The organism is Dichotomicrobium thermohalophilum (genome assembly GCF_003550175.1).
GTDB lineage: Bacteria > Pseudomonadota > Alphaproteobacteria > Rhizobiales > Rhodomicrobiaceae > Dichotomicrobium > Dichotomicrobium thermohalophilum.
In genome coordinates, this window is the sequence record NZ_QXDF01000001.1 from 1,412,637 (window position 1) to 1,428,309 (window position 15,673).

Genomic DNA, 15,673 nt, shown 5'->3' on the forward strand with positions numbered 1-15,673 from the left:
ACCGCAGGCGCGTGGCCGCCTACACGGTTTTGCTGGCGCCGGGGGAAGGGCTAGCGGCTGGAGACGACGAGGCAGTCCACCCCGCGCGACTTGAATGTCTGGCACATGTTGCTGGCCGCATCACGGGAGGGCTGTGGCCCAACGATGATGCGATAATAGGTATTGCCGGCGTCCGTATCGGTGCGCAGGATGCTGGGCGTCTCTCCCTGCAGCGCATCGCCAAGCAGCCGCGAAAGCCGGCGCACCTCGGACTCAGCGCCGTCGCGCGTGCCAACGGAGGCAAGCTGAACACGGTACTGCGGGCCATCTCCGCTTGCGGATGAGGTGCTGGCCGTCACGTCCGTGGTGCTCGCCGTCCAGCCGGACGCTGCGGCGGTTTCTGTCTCGCGTTGCGACGCGGGCTCAGGCTCCTCCGAGCCGCCGAAGAGGTTGCTAAAGAACGAGCCGATGCTGTCGCTTTCCTCCCGCTCCGACTCGGCGGTTTCGACCTCGGTCTGCCAGGCGGTGGTGGGCGGGGTGTTCGACGGCTCCTGCGTCCTGGCCGGCTGACTGGTCCCAGACGCGGTCGTCTCCTCGTCCTCTGTCGAGGTCGGTATGGAGGTCGGGATGCTCGCGGTCTGCGACGGGGCCGAAGCGTCTGCCGTGGTCGGTGCGGCCTCCTCCTCCGCCAGCCCCAACTTTCCGAGGGCGGCCTGGCGGGCGGCCACGGCATCCTTGCGCTGGCTGGCGTTCAGCCCCTGAAGCCAGAGCGCGGCGTTGAAATCTGAAAGCGCCTGCGCATGACGCCCTGCCTTGGCATAGGCCTGTCCGCGCAGCAGCATCGCCTTGGCGGCGGTCCCTGAGTCTTCCGGGGCCTCTTCGAGCAGGGCGTTGAGCTGCTCGACCGCCTTGGCCGTCTCGTCCGACTGGATAAGTTTGTAGGCCTCCGACAGCTTGCGCAGGTTGTCCTTCGACTGCGCGGCCGCCGGCCCGGCCAATGCGACGGCGCAGAACAGCGCGGTGAGTGCGGCAAATAATTTCGTCAAGCGCATGCGGCTCCGACCCAAAAGATGCAATACCGCCAATGACGGCTTCGCTCTTTGTCAGCCAGTCAGAGCAGGAAGGCAAGACTGTGACCGGGTTCCCACAATTCATTCCACAGTCACGGACTTCGCCAGGTTGCGCGGCTGGTCGACATCCGTGCCGCGCCACACCGCCGTGTGATAGGCCAGCAACTGTACCGGCAGCGCGTAGAGGATCGGCGAAACGAACTCGTGGACATCCGGCAACCGGCAGTCGGCCATGACCTCGCAGTCCGGCGCGCCGCCTGATTCGCCTGTGAGTAGCACGATCTTCCCTCCGCGAGCCGCCACCTCCTGCATGTTCGACATTGTCTTTTCGTGCGTGCGGCCCGGCGGAGCGATGACGACGACCGGCACATTCTCGTCAATGAGCGCGATCGCGCCGTGCTTCAACTCGCCTGCTGCGAACCCTTCGGCATGGATATAGGAGATTTCCTTGAGCTTGAGCGCGCCTTCCAGCGCAAGCGGATAGTTCACCCCGCGCCCCAGATAGAGCATGTCCTGGGCGTGGGAGAGCTGGTGCGCGATGTCCGCGAAGCCCTGTTCCTCGCGCAGCACCCGGCTGATCAGGCGGGGCAGCTCGACCAATGCGCCGACCAGTTCGTGCTCCAGCGCGTCGTCGATGTGGCCGCGCGCCTTCCCGGCGGCGATCGCCAGGCAGGCCAGCACCGCAAGCTGGCAGGTGAAAGCCTTGGTCGAGGCGACCCCGATCTCCGGGCCAGCAAGGGTCGGCAGCACCACATCCGACTCGCGCGCGATCGAGGAATGCTGCACGTTGACGATCGAAGCAATGTGCTGGCGCTGCTCGCGGCAATAGCGCAGGCCGGCCAGCGTGTCCGCCGTCTCGCCGGACTGGCTGATGAAGATGGCGAGGCCGTTTTCCGGCAGCGGCGCCTCGCGGTAGCGGAATTCCGAGGCGACGTCGATCTCCACGGGCAGCCGGGCGTACTGCTCAAACCAGTATTTCGCCACCAGCCCGGCATAGAAGGCCGTGCCGCAACCGCACAGCGTCACGCGCTCGAGCGAGGCGAGATCCACCGCAAGGTTGGGGATGTCCACGCGCCTTTCGGCCAGATCGGCATAATGCGCGATGGTGTGGGCGATGACCTCCGGCTGTTCATGGATTTCCTTGGCCATGAAATGCCGGTAGTTGCCCTTGTCGACCAGGAGCGCCGAGGCGACGCCCTTCTGCCGCGGCCGATCAACCTCCATGCCGGTTTCGTCATATATGCGCGCGCCCGCGCGCGTCATTACGGCGACATCACCCTCTTCGAGATAAGTGATCTCCCCGGTCAGCGGCGCGAGCGCGATGGCGTCGGAACCGAGATACATCTCGCCCTGGCCATGGCCCAGCGCCAACGGGCTGCCCTTGCGGGCAGCGATCATCAGGTCGTCGTGTCCGGCGAAGATGATGGCGAGGGCGAACGCGCCTTCCAGCTGGCGCAGGACAGCCTTGGTCGCAGCCTCCGGGCTTTGCCCCTTGGCGATTTCCCGGGCGAGCAGATGTGCGATCACCTCGCTGTCGGTCTGGCTCTCCAGCGTGACCCCATCATGCTCAAGCTCACGGCGAAGCGCGGCGAAGTTCTCGATAATGCCATTATGTACGAGCGAAACCGGTCCGGAGACGTGCGGGTGTGCGTTGATCTCGGTCGGCGCGCCGTGTGTGGCCCAGCGGGTGTGGCCGATGCCGGCCTTGCCGCTCAGGGGATGGCTGCCCAGGACGCTCTGCAACGCATCAAGCTTGCCGGGCGCGCGCCGCCGGTCGATCCGCCCATTCTCGACCGTGGCGATGCCGGCCGAGTCGTAGCCGCGATACTCCAGGCGCCGCAGTGCCTCCAGCAAGGGGGCGGCGACCGGCGCCGAGCCAAGAATTCCAACGATCCCGCACATCGACACATCCCTCCATGCGTCTGTTCGACCGCGCAGCCAAGCGCGTTGCTGTCGATTCCGTTCCGACAGTTAACGCTGGCACTTTGAAGATTTCGTAGAATTGGCGTGATGATTTATCTGGAATGCGGTGTTTGGCCAAATCAAAGCGCGTTACAGCCCGTTTCAGGAAGTATCAGCCTTTGTCTCGACCCCGCCGCGCGTGCATGCGGTCGGCCCAGCCTTCACGCTCTTCCTGCGGCGCGCGACTGAGAGCCAGAGAGCCGGCGCTGACATCGCGGGTGATGACGCTGCCCGAGCCGATATAGGCGCGGTCGCCGATCTTCACGGGCGCGACCAAGGCGCTGTTCGAGCCGATGAACGCGCCTGCACCAATGTCGGTATGGTGTTTCTCATGGCCGTCGTAATTGCAGGTGATGGTGCCCGCGCCGATATTCGCACCGGCACCGACCCGTGAATCGCCGATATAGGTGAGGTGGTTGACCTTCGCGTCATCCTCGATGCTGGCCTTCTTGATCTCGACGAAATTGCCGATGCGCACGTTTTCGCCCAGTTCCGCGCCTGGGCGTAACCGGGCGAATGGACCAACGCTCGCGCCGGGGCCGACGCGTGCGCCCTCGATATGAGAGAAGCCGTTGATGCGTGCGCTGTCACCGACCGTCACGCCGGGGCCGAAAATCACGTTGGGTTCGACGACCACGTCGGGGCCGAGCACAGTGTCATAACTGAAGGTCACCGTCGCCGGATCGATCAATGTCGCGCCGCCATCCATCGCCGCGTCGCGCAGCCGCTGCTGCATCTTGGCTTCGGCGGCGGCGAGCTGTGCCCGGTCGTTCACGCCCAGGACTTCCGCTTCCTCGCCCATCGCCACGGCGACGTCATAGCCCTGTCCACGCGCCAGCGCGACCGCGTCTGTGAGGTAGTATTCGCCCTTGGCGTTGTCGTTGCCGATGCGCGGCAGCAATTCGCGGAGCGCCTCCGCCCGGAACGCCATCACCCCCGAGTTGCACTGGCGGATCACGCGCTCATCGGCCGAGGCGTCCTTTTCTTCGCGGATGCCGATCAGCGCGCCTTCCTCATCGCGTAACAGGCGGCCATAGCCCGTCGGGTCCGCCGCGTCGAAGCCGAGCACGGCCAGCGCCGAGCCATCGCTGAGAGCCTCGCGCAGCCGCCGCAGCGTTTCCGGACGGATCATTGGCGTGTCACCGTAGAGCACGAGCACGTCACCGTCGAACCCGGCGAAGGCTTCGCGCGCGGCGTCGACCGCGTGCGCCGTGCCGAGCTGTTCTGCCTGCACGAAGACCTGCGTATCTGCGTCGTCGGTAGCGATCGCCTCGCGCACCTGATCGCCGCTGGCGCTGATGACGACGGCAACCTCGTCAGCGCCGGCTGCGCGTGCGGCATCCAGAACATGCCCGACCATCGGCCGGCGGGCGACCTCATGAAGCACCTTGGGCCTGCGGGACTTCATGCGCGTGCCGTGTCCGGCAGCGAGGATAATGGCGAGCAATGGGCGGTCGGTCATGGCTACGGTCCCTAGAGCGTTTCAGGCGGTTGGTTACGCTTCAGGCGCGATTATTGCAAGTTGCGGGCGGAAGGATGACACACAGGGTTGAAACGACTATCACGCGAGAATGACAGAGAATTCCGATAACAGCGAAACCGTCTTGCCTGACCCTTGGCGCGCCTGCGTGCTGACGCTTTATCCGCAGATGTTTCCCGGCCCGCTCGGCGAGAGCCTGTCGGGACGCGCGCTCGGAGAGGGTGTCTGGGCGCTGGACGCGATCAATATCCGCGAGTTTGCAACCGACAAGCACGCCTCGGTGGACGATACGCCAGCGGGCGGCGGACCGGGCATGGTCATGCGGCCGGACGTGGTGGGCGCAGCGATCGACGCAGGCCGCGCGCGCTATCCGGCGCTGCCGATTATCTATCTCTCGCCCCGCGGCAAGCCGCTGACGCAGGCGCGGGTTCGCGAGTTGAGCGCCGGGCCCGGCGCGCTCTTGCTGTGTGGCCGGTTCGAGGGGGTGGATCAGCGGGTGCTTGATGCGCGCGGGGCCGAGGAAGTCTCGATCGGCGATTATGTGCTTTCCGGCGGCGAACTGCCCGCCATGGTGCTCATCGACGCCTGCGTGCGGCTTCTGCCCGGCGTGGTCGGCGAGCGCGCGTCGCTGGCGGATGAGAGCTTCGAGGCCGGGTTGCTGGAATATCCGCAATATACCCGTCCGCGCGTCTGGGAGGGGCGCGAAATTCCCGAGGTGTTGATGTCGGGCGATCACAAACGCATCGCGCAGTGGCGGCGCGAGCAGGCGCTGGCCTTGACGCGGGCGCGCCGGCCCGACCTGCTGGCGGACGAAGAGGCGTAAGAGGAACTTATGCGCATCATCATCATCGGCGCAGGCGTCGCGGGCGTGACAGCGGCCTATTATCTCGCGCGCGCCGGCCACGACGTCAAAATTCTGGATAGCCGCGACGGCAGCGGCGAGGGCACCAGCTTCGCCAATGGTGGTCAGCTCAGCTACTCCTATGTCGAGCCGATGGCGCGGCCCGAACTGGTGCCGAAGCTGCCGCGCATCATTGCAGGGCTGGAGCCGGCTTACGTCATGACGCGGCTGTTCGACCTCAAGCTGATGCGCTGGGGAATGCAGTTCCTGCGTAACTGCACGCGGGCGCGATTCCACCGTAACGCCAAGGCGGCGCTGGCGCTCAGTGTGGAGTCGCGGGACGCCATTCACGCCCTGCTTGCTGAGCATGATCTGCGCTTCGATTACAGCCGCACGGGCAAGCTGGTATTGCAGCACAGCAAAGACGCGCTTGATCACGCCGCCGAGATGATCCCGCTTAAGCGCGAGGCGGGGGTCGAGCAGCGCCGCCTGAGCCGGGAAGAGTGTATCGCGCTTGATCCGGCGCTGGAGGCCTACGGTGCGGATTTCGCGGGCGGTGTCTATGCGCCTGGCGACGAGGCGGGCGATGCCGGGGCCTTCTGCCGTGGCCTGATGGCTGTGTGCGAAAACGAGCTGGGCGTGCAGAAGCACACCGGCGTGCAGGTACGCCGGATCGTTCGGGAAAACGGCGCGATCAGTGGACTGGAGACCTCCGAGGGGCGGATGGGCGCAGACCACTACGTGCTCGCGGCCGGCCCGGATGCCGAGTCGCTCGCGCGCACGGCCGGTCTGCGGCTGCCGATCTATCCCATCAAGGGCTTCAGCATCACGCTCCCGGCGCGGCAGGGGGCGCCGGCCGTTAACATCACGGATGCGGCCAACAAGGTCGTGTTCTGCCGTCTGGGCGAGCGCTTCCGGGTGGCGGGGTTTGCCGAATTCGCGCGCGGCGACAAGCGGGTCGTTGATGCGCGCATCGCGAGGCTGACCGAAATGGCCCGGCGGCTGCTGCCTGATGCGGCGGATTACGACGCCGAGCCGCATGGCTGGGCCGGCGAGCGGCCGATGACGCCGGACGGGCTGCCGCTGGTCGGGCCGACGCGCATCAACCGGCTGTCGGTCAGCGTCGGGCACGGCATGTTCGGCTGGACCTATAGCTGCGGCGCGGGCAAGCGGCTGGCCGAACGGATCGGTCCGGCGCGAAAGCATTAACTCTCCGCGCGGTTTCCGATCAATTTTGTCTCAAAATGACGCTACTCTGTTCCGAGATGGGCCGGACGCCAGGACCGGCTGCCGACCAATTGGCCGCTGATCCGATGGGGATGCAGATGTCGCGCGCATTGACCGTGTTGATGACCGCCGGAGTGATGGTTGCCTCCGCACAGACCGCCGCTGCGCAGTACTACGGGCCGGTCGACTACTACGATGCCCCGCCGCGTTACTACGAGGAGCGCTACGATCGGTACGGCCCGCCGCGCGGATACTATGACGAACGCGAGTATTACGGTGAGCCGGACTACTACGAGGAGCGGCCGCCCTTCATCCCAGAGCGCCGCTATCGCGATCGACCGCGTTACGGCGAGCCCTACGGTTATCGCCGGCCCCGTTACGACTACGACGACGACCCTGTCTACGACGAGGACTTTCGCGACGAAGACCTTCCAGAGCGCCGGCGCTTCGACCCGCGTCGGCCGCATCTGGGCGATGGCACCGACGCGCCAACCGAACAGTATTACCCGCGCCGGCCGCGAAGCTGCGGCGAATACTACTACTGGGACGGGTCGGCGTGCGTCGACGCCCGCCACTATCCGCCGTATGTGGGGCCGAAGCTGTAAGGCTGGCTAGGTCTGAGTTTGCGGTGTAATGACGGCAATCTCCGGCACGCCGTAGATGTCGGCAAGCGAGGCGCCGTCGGCGATCTTTGCGATCGTCGCAGCCTCTCGTTCCTGGAGCGCGCGCACAGCACCCAGCGTCGTCTCGATGCGGGCGAGCGACACGACCGCTACTCCATCGGCATCTGCCACGATCAGGTCGCCAGAGGACACGGTCACACCGCCGCAGGACACCGGCGCATCCACGCTGCCGCCGAAGCCCTTGTGCGGTCCGCGTGGCACGACGCAGCGCGCAAAGCAGGGAAAGCCAAGCTCGGCGATTTCGTCGCTGTCGCGCACCGCGCCGTCCACAATCAACCCCGCGATTCCGCGTGCCATCGCCGCGCGGGTCATAAGCCCGCCCCAGACCGCGACGTCCTCGAACCCCTGCGCCGCCGCGACCAGCACATCGCCCGGCTCGGCGAGGGTGATGGCGGCGTGCAGCGCGCTGTTGTCCGCGACCATGCAGCTCACCGCGCGGGCCTGCCCGATCACGCGCATGCCTGGTCGCAGCGGCCCGATTGCGCCGAACATGGCCTGCGCACGATCGAGGCAATCCGAAATCTCTGCGGTGCCGACGTCGTGCCACTGGGCGAGTTGGTCGGTCGAGAGGCGCCCATAGTCCTGCTTGTGATGGCGAACGGTCATTAGTCGGGCCCTCCGAAGCCGTGGCCGGCTTTCTTGTAGGCCTCACGTGGCGGGGCGAAGACATCCATGACGACAAGTCCCTCATCGCCGGCTTCCATCGTGTGCGGCGTCCCTCCCGGCGTGCGCCAGAAGTCGCCCGCTTTGACGCGAACTTCCTGATCACCCTGAATGCGGACGCCGGAGCCGGCGATGCAGTAGCCCCACTGCTCCTCGGGATGGTGGTGGAGGGTGCCGCGGGTGTTTGGCTCAATACGGACGATGGAGAGCATCGCGTGCTCGCCGGGGAACACGGTGGTGGTGATGCCAGGCGCCAGATCCCGTGGGATCCCGCCGTCCGGGGCATTGATGTTGAAGAAGAACCGTTCTTCCATCGGCGTTTCCTTTTCGCGGTCGTGATCTTTTGTTGGACGGCACCGCGGCCGTGGATCAGCGCATGAAGATGCGCGCAAGCTGGCGCGGGCGTCAACGGCGATCGCGGCGGCAAGGAGAGCGTTTCTGGCGCGCTCCTTGCATTGCTGCTATGACGCGCGTGACACGATGTGCGCGTGCAGATTATGCCTGCGCGTGCGAAGCGTACGGGAGGCAACGCGATGAAATACGTGCTGAGCACACTGACTGCCATTTGTTTCGCCACCTCCGCCTTGGCTGGCGAGAGCGTGACTTACGAAGTCGACGGCGCCGCCTATGAAGGTTATCACGCCGATGCCGGGGATGACGCGAAGGGCCTTGTGCTCATCATTCACGACTGGGACGGCCTTACTGACTACGAGCGCAAGCGCGCCGACATGCTCGCGGAAATGGGCTATGATGCCTTCGCCGTGGACTTGTACGGCAAGGGTAACCGGCCGGTCGAAACCGGCGCTAAGAAAGCCGAGACGGGCAAGCTCTACAACGATCGGGAAAAGATGCGCACGCTGATCCTCGCCGGCTTGGACGAGGCGCGCCGGCTCGGTGGCGGCGAGGCAGTCGTGATGGGCTACTGCTTTGGCGGTGCGGCGACCCTGGAACTGGCGCGCTCCGGAAAGGCGGAAGACGTCGTCGCCTATGCGACGTTCCATGGGGGGCTGTCCACGCCGGAGGGCCAGAGCTATTCCGCAGACAACCCGCCGATACTGATTGCGCATGGCGGTGCGGACAGGGCGATCACGATGGATGACGTCGCCCAGCTTTCGCGTGAACTGGAGGACGCGGGCGTGACCTATGAGATCGAGGTTTATTCCGGCGCGCCGCACGCCTTCACGGTGTTCGGCTCCGACCGATACCAGGAACGGGCGGACCGCAAGTCCTGGGACGCCTTCACCGAGCTTCTGGACAACACCCTGGCCGGATCGTAAAGGCCCATCCTGCGGCGACGGTGGCGGCGCGGATATTGACGGAGAACGACAATGACGACCGCCATCGCGCCCCGTCCGGACACCACGGCCTCGGCTGCGCTCAAGATATGGGCGCTGCTGTTGGGCATGGGGGCAATGCTGGCGGGCAATGGCCTGCAGAGCAGTCTGCTCGGGCTACGCGCCGAATCCGAAGGATTTGGCGACGGGATTACCGGCCTGATGATGTCAGGCTTCTACCTGGGCTTCCTTGCAGGCTCGGTGCTCACGCCGAAAATGCTCCGCAACGTGGGTCATGTCCGGACGTTTGGCGCTCTGGCGTCACTGGCGTCGATTGCCATCCTGGTCCATGGCCTGTTCATCGACCCAGCGGTCTGGACGGCGATGCGCTTCATGACCGGACTCAGCTTTGCCGGCCTCTATGTGGTCACGGAAAGCTGGCTCAATCACAGCGTTCCAAACACGCTGCGGGGCAGCATACTCGCACTGTATTGGGTGATCGGCTATCTCGGGCTTGCCGCCGGGCAGGTCATGCTGAACGCCGCGCCGCCCGAGACATCCGATCTGTTCATTCTGTGCTCGATCGTCATTTCGTTCGCCCTGGTGCCGATCCTGCTGACGGCCACGCCTCAGCCCGATGTATCGACGCCGCAGTCTGTCAGCTTGAGATTCCTCGTGCAGACGGCACCGCTCGGCGCGATCGGCTGTTTCGCCACGGGCACCGCACAGGGCGTGATCCTTGGCATGGCGCCGGTCTATGCGAGCAAGCTGGGTCTTTCGGTTGCGGAAGTTTCGGTCTTCATGATCGCGCTGGTCGTGGGCGGGGTCGTGCTGCAGTGGCCGCTAGGCAAGCTGTCCGACATTTTCGATCGGCGAAAGGTGATCCTCGGGATAGCACTGAGCGCCGCGGTCGCGGCCTTGTTGATGGAGGCGGTCGCGGCGGTCTCCTTCACGGCGCTGCTGCTGGCTTGCGCCGTCATGGGCGGGCTGGTGTTGAGCCTTTATCCGATTTTTCTTGCCTACACCAATGACTGGCTTGAGCCCAACCAGATGGTGGCGGCAAGCGGGACGCTCGTGCTGACCTTCGGTGCGGGCGCGATCCTGGGGCCATCCGGGGCAGGCTGGCTGATGGGCATGTTCGGGCCCGAGGGGTTCGTGGCTTATCTGGCCCTGATCCACCTGGGTATCGCGGTGTTCGCGATTTACCGCATGACGCGCCGCGCGGCGCCGGAAGAACAGGGCGAATACGTGCTCGGTCCGTCGCAGCCGGCGCCTTCGGCGACGCTTTGGGCCGAGGAGATCGCCGAAACCGACGGCGAGCCCGAGGAAGAGGCGGCTTCCGAGCTCGGCGATTCGGTCGTCAGTGGTGAGGCCACGGAATCCGCGCGTGGTGATCCTCCAGAATCGTCCCGTAGCTGACCACGAACTGGGTTGCGCCGTAGTATTTGCGCAGGAGGCGGCAGATGTTGCCGTCAAGGAATTCCTGCGTGATGACGTAGCGCGCGTGGCATATGATGAGATCGAGCGTCTCGGGGGCATTCTCCTCAATGAGGACGAGGTGATCGCGGCCTTCTTCATCTCGGCTCTTGAAGGCAACGGTGCCCGCGGAGCCGATACACGCGCGAGTTTGGCCGCGGCGTATGCACAAAAGAAAGGGTGTAGCTGTGCCGCTTTCCCTCACCGGCATTGATAAACAGTTCGAAGCGATGCCCCTGATCGGGCGTCTTGTCGCGGAGGATGAGCGCCTGACGCTCGTGATGGGGCGGCGCCCGCAACAGCTCCTCGCATCTGTCGTAGGGGTTGCAGTGCTCTCGTGGATCAGTCGCGCTCGCAGCTTGTGAGAGGAAGGTGACACATAGCTTGAGCGAGAAAGCCGGAGCCAGACGGTTGGCGCTTGATTTCATGGCTCTCGGCCTTCACGCGAAGGGGGCGGCGACCGAGCTAAGGCCGCCCAAGGCGCCGGATTAGGGGAGACGGCGCTTCGCGCGAAGGGGCATCCGGTTCCGAGGTAAACCGGTGTTTGCAGCCGGTTCAGGCATGTGCGGCATTTCGGGCCGCCGAGGGGGCCGGCCGCTCGGACGCAGGAAGTGGGACACCTGACGGTTGTCATCGTGGGGCGGGTGAGTTACCCGGCCACGCCGCCGCGGCGGTGATCACCCGGGCTAGAAGGACGCGGCAGACGAAATGAGCAAAGACGGCGCTGGTCAACGTGTTCCTCACGGCCTAAAACCGGTCGACAAGCGCGTGAAAGTGTTTTATCACCATGCCCAACTTCCCATTCATAGGGCGAAACGGTAACTGGCGGCAGCGCGTCCTGCGCGGCCCGCGGCAGAGGGTTTTGAACCATGAACATCATTGAAGAAATCGAGCGGGAACAGGCCGCCGCGATCGAGCAGAAGCGCCGCGTCCCGCCGTTCCAGCCGGGCGATACCGTACGCGTGAACGTGCGCGTCGTGGAGGGCAACCGCGAGCGGGTCCAGGCGTTCGAGGGCGTGTGCATCGCGCGCAGCGGTCACGGCGTGCAGGAAAGCTTCACCGTGCGCAAGATCTCATATGGCGAGGGGGTCGAGCGTGTCTTTCCGGTTTACTCGCCGCTGATCGATTCGATTGAGCTGGTACGCCGCGGCAAGGTGCGCCGCGCGAAGCTGTATTACCTGCGCGGCCTGCGCGGCAAGGCAGCGCGTATCCCCGAGCGGCGCGAGACGCGTGTGCGCGCGGCTGGCGGTGCCAAGCCGTTCAAGGGCTTCAAGAAGCCGAAGGGGGCGCCCGATGACCTGACCCGCATTTCCGGCATCACCAGCGATGTTCAGGCCCAGCTCCGCAAGCTGGGTGTTATCCAGTACGGCCAGATCGCGGCGTTTTCCGACGAGGACATCGCCAAGGTGGACGATGCGTTGGGCCTCGGCGGCCAGATCGAGCGGGACAACTGGGTCGATCAGGCGCGTGAGCTTATGACCGAGGCGACCCTGGACGAGGTGCCGGCCGTCGAAGAAGAGGGCGGCGAAGCCTCCGAGGGCGATCAGGACAAATCATAAGCCGGCTCGGGTTTGCGCCGCCGGCATTGGCGATGGCGCCGCTGATGCCAATATAGGCGGGAGACGGGACAAGAACCGGAGGATAAGGAGATGGCGAAGACCGGCGGACGCACGCTGTATGACAAGATCTGGGACGATCACCTCGTCGACACGCAGGAAGACGGCACGTCGCTGATCTATATCGACCGCCATCTCATCCACGAAGTCACCAGCCCGCAGGCGTTTGAGGGGCTTCGCATCGCCGGGCGCAAGGTCCGCAAGCCAGAGAACACGCTTGCCGTGGTCGACCACAACGTGCCGACCACCGACCGCACCGAGGGGATCGACGACCCGGAATCCGCCCTGCAGGTCAAGACGCTGGCGGACAACTGCCGCGATTTCGGCATTGACTATTTCGACGAACTGGACGAGCGCCAGGGCATCGTCCACATCATCGGCCCGGAGCAGGGCTTCACGCTGCCCGGCACGACGATCGTCTGCGGCGACAGCCACACCTCGACCCATGGCGCGTTCGGCGCGCTGGCGCATGGCATCGGCACCTCGGAGGTCGAGCATGTGCTGGCGACCCAGACACTGATCCAGTCCAAGGCGAAGAACATGCGCGTCGTCGTCGACGGCGAAATCCCGCCCGGCGTTGGCGCGAAAGACATCATACTCGGCATCATCGGCGAGATCGGGACAGCAGGCGGCACCGGGCATGTCATCGAATATTCGGGCGAGGCGATCCGCGCGCTGTCGATGGAAGGGCGCATGACGGTGTGCAACATGTCGATCGAAGCGGGCGCCCGTGCAGGCATGATCGCGCCGGATGAGCGGACATTCGATTACCTCAAGGGCCGGCCGCGCGCGCCGAAGGGCGCGGCCTGGGAAATGGCCATGCAGTATTGGGAGACGCTTTATTCGGACGAGGACGCCGAATTCGACACCGAGGTGCGTCTCGACGCGGCGAACCTGCCGCCGCTGGTCACCTGGGGCACCAGTCCGCAGGATGTCGTCTCCGTGGAAGGTCGCGTGCCGGACCCGAATGACCTGGAGGACGCGGGCAAAGCCGCGGCCGTTCGTCGGGCGCTCGACTATATGGGGCTGACGCCAGGCACGAAGATTACCGACATCAAGCTGGACCGCGTTTTCATCGGCTCCTGCACGAATGCGCGGATCGAGGATCTGCGCGCTGTGGCGAAAATCGTCGCCGGTCGGCACGTGAACGAGAATGTGCAGGCCATGATCGTGCCCGGCTCCGGTCTGGTGAAGGCGCAGGCTGAAGCGGAGGGCCTGGACGCGATCTTCAAGGCCGCCGGCTTCGAGTGGCGCGAGCCGGGCTGCTCGATGTGCCTGGCCATGAACGCCGACAAGCTGGCTCCGGGTGAGCGCTGCGCTTCGACCTCGAACCGCAACTTCGAGGGCCGGCAGGGCTTCAAGGGTCGCACGCATCTGGTTTCGCCGACAATGGCGGCCGCCGCAGCGATCGCCGGGCATTTCGTCGATGTGCGCGAGATGACGCCCGGCCCGCAAAGCATCGCGGCGGAATAACGGGTGCCGCTTCCGCGATCGTCTAGCGGGCGGCCATCACCAGACAGTCCACCGAGCGCTGCTTCAACTTGTCGCAGGAGCGCCATGCTTGCGCCTTGTCGAAGCCGCCGAAGCGCGCCCGGAACACCTCCCGGCCATTGACCTCGGCCTGGATGGCCTGGTGCGGGTGTCCGTCGAGCAGCCCGCCGGCTTGCGCCGATACGGCCTCCAGCCGCCGGCGCGCATCATTGGCTGAGACATAAGCGCCGACCTGCACATGATATGGACCCGCCAGTCCTTCGGACGTCGCAGAGCCGCGGGCCCGCTCAGGCTCCGGCGTTGATGCTTCCTGCGTGCGCGTCTCGGGCTCCGGTGTACGCTTCGCGATCAGACGCGCCTGGATTTTCCGGCGTGGGGCAGGGCGCACCTCGTCTCGCGGCGCTGGCGCGGACGCCTGCAGGTGTTTGAACAGCAGGGCTGCTGGCGAGCCATCCGCGCTGGCGAGCTTGTGACGGATTTGCTGTTCGCGCTCGCTTGGCCTGAAGACCGGATTGCGCCGCGGCAAATGCGCCGCCATTTCCGGGGCACGGACGGACGCGTTTTTCCAGGCTGCATCGAGCAGGCGCCGCGCGCGCGCATCACGCGCCCCGGCGGAACGCCCGCCCATGATGACGGCGATCAGCCGCTTGCCGCCGCGCTTCGCCGCGAGCATGACATTGAAGCCCGAGGCGCGGATAAAGCCGGTCTTCAAACCCTGAATGCCCTTGTAGCGGAACAGCAGGCGGTTGTGATTGCGGTAGGTCTTGCCGCGGTATTTCGCGTAGCGGGTTTTGAAATAGTCGGCGTACTCGGGAAAGTCTGTCAGCACCCGCCGCGCGAGGATCGACATGTCGTAGGCGGTCGTTTTCTGCTCGCTGTGCGGCAGGCCGGAAGCATTGCGGAAGGTGGTGTCCTTCATGCCCATCTCGCGGGCCTTGCGCGTCATCAGCTGCGCAAAGGCCGATTCCGAACCGGCGATGTTTTCCGCCACAACGGCGGCGACGTCATTGGCGGATTTCGTGACGAGCAGGCGGATCGCCGCGCGCACTGTGAGGCTGTCGCCAGGCCGGAAACCAACCTTTGACGGAGGACGTTTCGCCGCATGCGCCGAGACGGTCAGCCGGGTGTCCATTTCGAGACGCCCGTCGCGCAGATACTCGAACAAAACGTAAAGCGTCATCACCTTTGTGAGAGAGGCCGGATAGCGTGGGGCGCGCGCATTGCTTGCGTGAAGCGTCTTGCCCGAGTTCGCGTCAATGACCAACGCAGCCTTCGGCGGCGAATAAGCGCCGGCTTCGGGAACCGAAAAGACGATGCAGACAGCGACAAGCGCCAAAGACAGGCGCATCGCCAAGATACTGAAGTTATTGGAAAAACTGCGGTGGAGCCTGCGGCTCGTCACCCATCTCCCCCGCTCGACGCGAGACACCCACTGACGCATGAACAACTCCCTCGCCTGCTACGCGCGACGCGCCCCCTGTACGCTGTCGTCCGACCCCTGTCCCGGTTTGGACACGCCTAACCAACATGGTGCGATCAACGTTAAGAAGACGTTATGGTTGTGGAACGCGTGAATGCGGCAACCTTGCGGAGACGTCTTGAAACGGAACGGCGGGAGTGCTTTTCGGCCGAGGCATTTTTCGCTATCCTTTCGCGCATGTCGTCGTGGCGATCGTCGGGACCGACCGCAGTCGCAACAGCGGGATGTTGAACAGGGTTCAGCGGCACCATACTCTTTCACGAGAGCCGCGTGTCCGGACGAAGGCCGACCTCATCCGAGAGGGCAGCGCCGGCCAGTTCGACAACGCGTCCGGCCCGGGCAGAGGGATTTACGGCCCGGATTTGTCACGGGAAGGTCAGTTCAGCTTGAAATCAGCCACAAAGAGCGCAGATCATGGTGGAGACACCCTG

Annotated in this window: 13 protein-coding genes and 1 pseudogene; 8 read left to right on the top strand and 6 right to left on the bottom strand. The window is 65.2% G+C overall.

Annotated features, from left to right (window positions below; translation table 11 throughout):
• Positions 1–50: 50 nt before the first annotated feature.
• The 3 genes from BXY53_RS06495 to glmU all read right to left on the bottom strand — a co-directional run bounded on the left by BXY53_RS06495 (position 51) and on the right by glmU (position 4,473).
• The gene (locus BXY53_RS06495) at positions 51–1,025 is read right to left on the bottom strand and encodes an SPOR domain-containing protein (RefSeq protein WP_147361517.1); all 975 of its coding nucleotides are present in this window, start codon (positions 1,023–1,025) and stop codon (positions 51–53) included.
• A 105-nt stretch (positions 1,026–1,130) separates the two neighbouring features.
• A complete protein-coding gene (gene glmS, locus BXY53_RS06500; protein ID WP_119061039.1) occupies positions 1,131–2,951 on the bottom strand; it encodes a glutamine--fructose-6-phosphate transaminase (isomerizing) in 1,821 nt (606 codons plus the stop codon).
• Between the two features lie 172 nt (positions 2,952–3,123).
• A complete protein-coding gene (glmU, locus tag BXY53_RS06505; RefSeq protein ID WP_119061040.1) occupies positions 3,124–4,473 on the bottom strand; it encodes a bifunctional UDP-N-acetylglucosamine diphosphorylase/glucosamine-1-phosphate N-acetyltransferase GlmU in 1,350 nt (449 codons plus the stop codon).
• A 109-nt stretch (positions 4,474–4,582) separates the two neighbouring features.
• Here glmU and trmD point away from each other — a divergent pair, with 109 nt between their 5' ends.
• From trmD to BXY53_RS06520, 3 genes are all read left to right on the top strand, one after another.
• Complete coding sequence (trmD, locus tag BXY53_RS06510; protein WP_119061041.1) at positions 4,583–5,314, top strand: tRNA (guanosine(37)-N1)-methyltransferase TrmD; 732 nt, start codon at positions 4,583–4,585, stop codon at positions 5,312–5,314.
• A 9-nt stretch (positions 5,315–5,323) separates the two neighbouring features.
• On the top strand, positions 5,324–6,541 hold the full coding sequence (locus tag BXY53_RS06515) for a D-amino acid dehydrogenase (RefSeq protein ID WP_119061042.1): 1,218 nt from the start codon (positions 5,324–5,326) through the stop codon (positions 6,539–6,541).
• 116 nt (positions 6,542–6,657) lie between these two features.
• Complete coding sequence (locus BXY53_RS06520) at positions 6,658–7,164, top strand: hypothetical protein (RefSeq protein WP_147361518.1); 507 nt, start codon at positions 6,658–6,660, stop codon at positions 7,162–7,164.
• A gap of 6 nt (positions 7,165–7,170) precedes the next feature.
• On the opposite strand, the gene BXY53_RS06525 is transcribed toward BXY53_RS06520, so the two are convergent.
• Positions 7,171–7,848, bottom strand: a complete 678-nt coding sequence (locus tag BXY53_RS06525) for an RraA family protein (protein ID WP_119061044.1) — start codon at positions 7,846–7,848, stop codon at positions 7,171–7,173.
• Complete coding sequence (locus BXY53_RS06530; RefSeq protein ID WP_119061045.1) at positions 7,848–8,219, bottom strand: cupin domain-containing protein; 372 nt, start codon at positions 8,217–8,219, stop codon at positions 7,848–7,850. The genes BXY53_RS06525 and BXY53_RS06530 overlap by 1 nt, the downstream gene beginning before the upstream one ends.
• A gap of 219 nt (positions 8,220–8,438) precedes the next feature.
• On the opposite strand from BXY53_RS06530, the gene BXY53_RS06535 reads away from it, so the two are divergent.
• From BXY53_RS06535 to leuC, 5 genes and pseudogenes are all read left to right on the top strand, one after another.
• Positions 8,439–9,182 carry a dienelactone hydrolase family protein gene (locus BXY53_RS06535; protein ID WP_119061046.1) on the top strand — a complete coding sequence of 248 codons (744 nt, stop codon included), beginning with the start codon at positions 8,439–8,441 and terminating at the stop codon, positions 9,180–9,182.
• 51 nt (positions 9,183–9,233) lie between these two features.
• The gene (locus BXY53_RS06540; protein ID WP_119061047.1) at positions 9,234–10,598 is read left to right on the top strand and encodes an MFS transporter; all 1,365 of its coding nucleotides are present in this window, start codon (positions 9,234–9,236) and stop codon (positions 10,596–10,598) included.
• On the top strand, positions 10,567–10,869 hold the full coding sequence (locus BXY53_RS14010) for a hypothetical protein (protein ID WP_147361519.1): 303 nt from the start codon (positions 10,567–10,569) through the stop codon (positions 10,867–10,869). The genes BXY53_RS06540 and BXY53_RS14010 overlap by 32 nt, the downstream gene beginning before the upstream one ends.
• A gap of 655 nt (positions 10,870–11,524) precedes the next feature.
• Positions 11,525–11,911, top strand: a pseudogene (gene rplS / locus BXY53_RS14290) (50S ribosomal protein L19); the annotation flags it as partial.
• Positions 11,912–12,304: 393 nt separating this feature from the next.
• Complete coding sequence (gene leuC, locus BXY53_RS06555) at positions 12,305–13,744, top strand: 3-isopropylmalate dehydratase large subunit (RefSeq protein WP_119061050.1); 1,440 nt, start codon at positions 12,305–12,307, stop codon at positions 13,742–13,744.
• Positions 13,745–13,766: 22 nt separating this feature from the next.
• On the opposite strand, the gene BXY53_RS06560 is transcribed toward leuC, so the two are convergent.
• On the bottom strand, positions 13,767–15,203 hold the full coding sequence (locus BXY53_RS06560) for a serine hydrolase (RefSeq protein WP_119061051.1): 1,437 nt from the start codon (positions 15,201–15,203) through the stop codon (positions 13,767–13,769).
• Positions 15,204–15,673: the final 470 nt, after the last annotated feature.

What these genes read in the sequence shown, in the direction of transcription:
- glmS (WP_119061039.1), bottom strand. Translation starts at nt 2,951, where the DNA reads ATGTGCGGGATCGTTGGAATTCTTGGCTCGGCGCCGGTCGCCGCCCCC.
- glmU (WP_119061040.1), bottom strand. Translation starts at nt 4,473, where the DNA reads ATGACCGACCGCCCATTGCTCGCCATTATCCTCGCTGCCGGACACGGC.
- trmD (WP_119061041.1), top strand. Translation starts at nt 4,583, where the DNA reads ATGACAGAGAATTCCGATAACAGCGAAACCGTCTTGCCTGACCCTTGG.
- BXY53_RS06515 (WP_119061042.1), top strand. Translation starts at nt 5,324, where the DNA reads ATGCGCATCATCATCATCGGCGCAGGCGTCGCGGGCGTGACAGCGGCC.
- BXY53_RS06520 (WP_147361518.1), top strand. Translation starts at nt 6,658, where the DNA reads ATGTCGCGCGCATTGACCGTGTTGATGACCGCCGGAGTGATGGTTGCC.
- BXY53_RS06525 (WP_119061044.1), bottom strand. Translation starts at nt 7,848, where the DNA reads ATGACCGTTCGCCATCACAAGCAGGACTATGGGCGCCTCTCGACCGAC.
- BXY53_RS06530 (WP_119061045.1), bottom strand. Translation starts at nt 8,219, where the DNA reads ATGGAAGAACGGTTCTTCTTCAACATCAATGCCCCGGACGGCGGGATC.
- BXY53_RS06535 (WP_119061046.1), top strand. Translation starts at nt 8,439, where the DNA reads ATGAAATACGTGCTGAGCACACTGACTGCCATTTGTTTCGCCACCTCC.
- BXY53_RS06540 (WP_119061047.1), top strand. Translation starts at nt 9,234, where the DNA reads ATGACGACCGCCATCGCGCCCCGTCCGGACACCACGGCCTCGGCTGCG.
- leuC (WP_119061050.1), top strand. Translation starts at nt 12,305, where the DNA reads ATGGCGAAGACCGGCGGACGCACGCTGTATGACAAGATCTGGGACGAT.
- BXY53_RS06560 (WP_119061051.1), bottom strand. Translation starts at nt 15,203, where the DNA reads ATGCGTCAGTGGGTGTCTCGCGTCGAGCGGGGGAGATGGGTGACGAGC.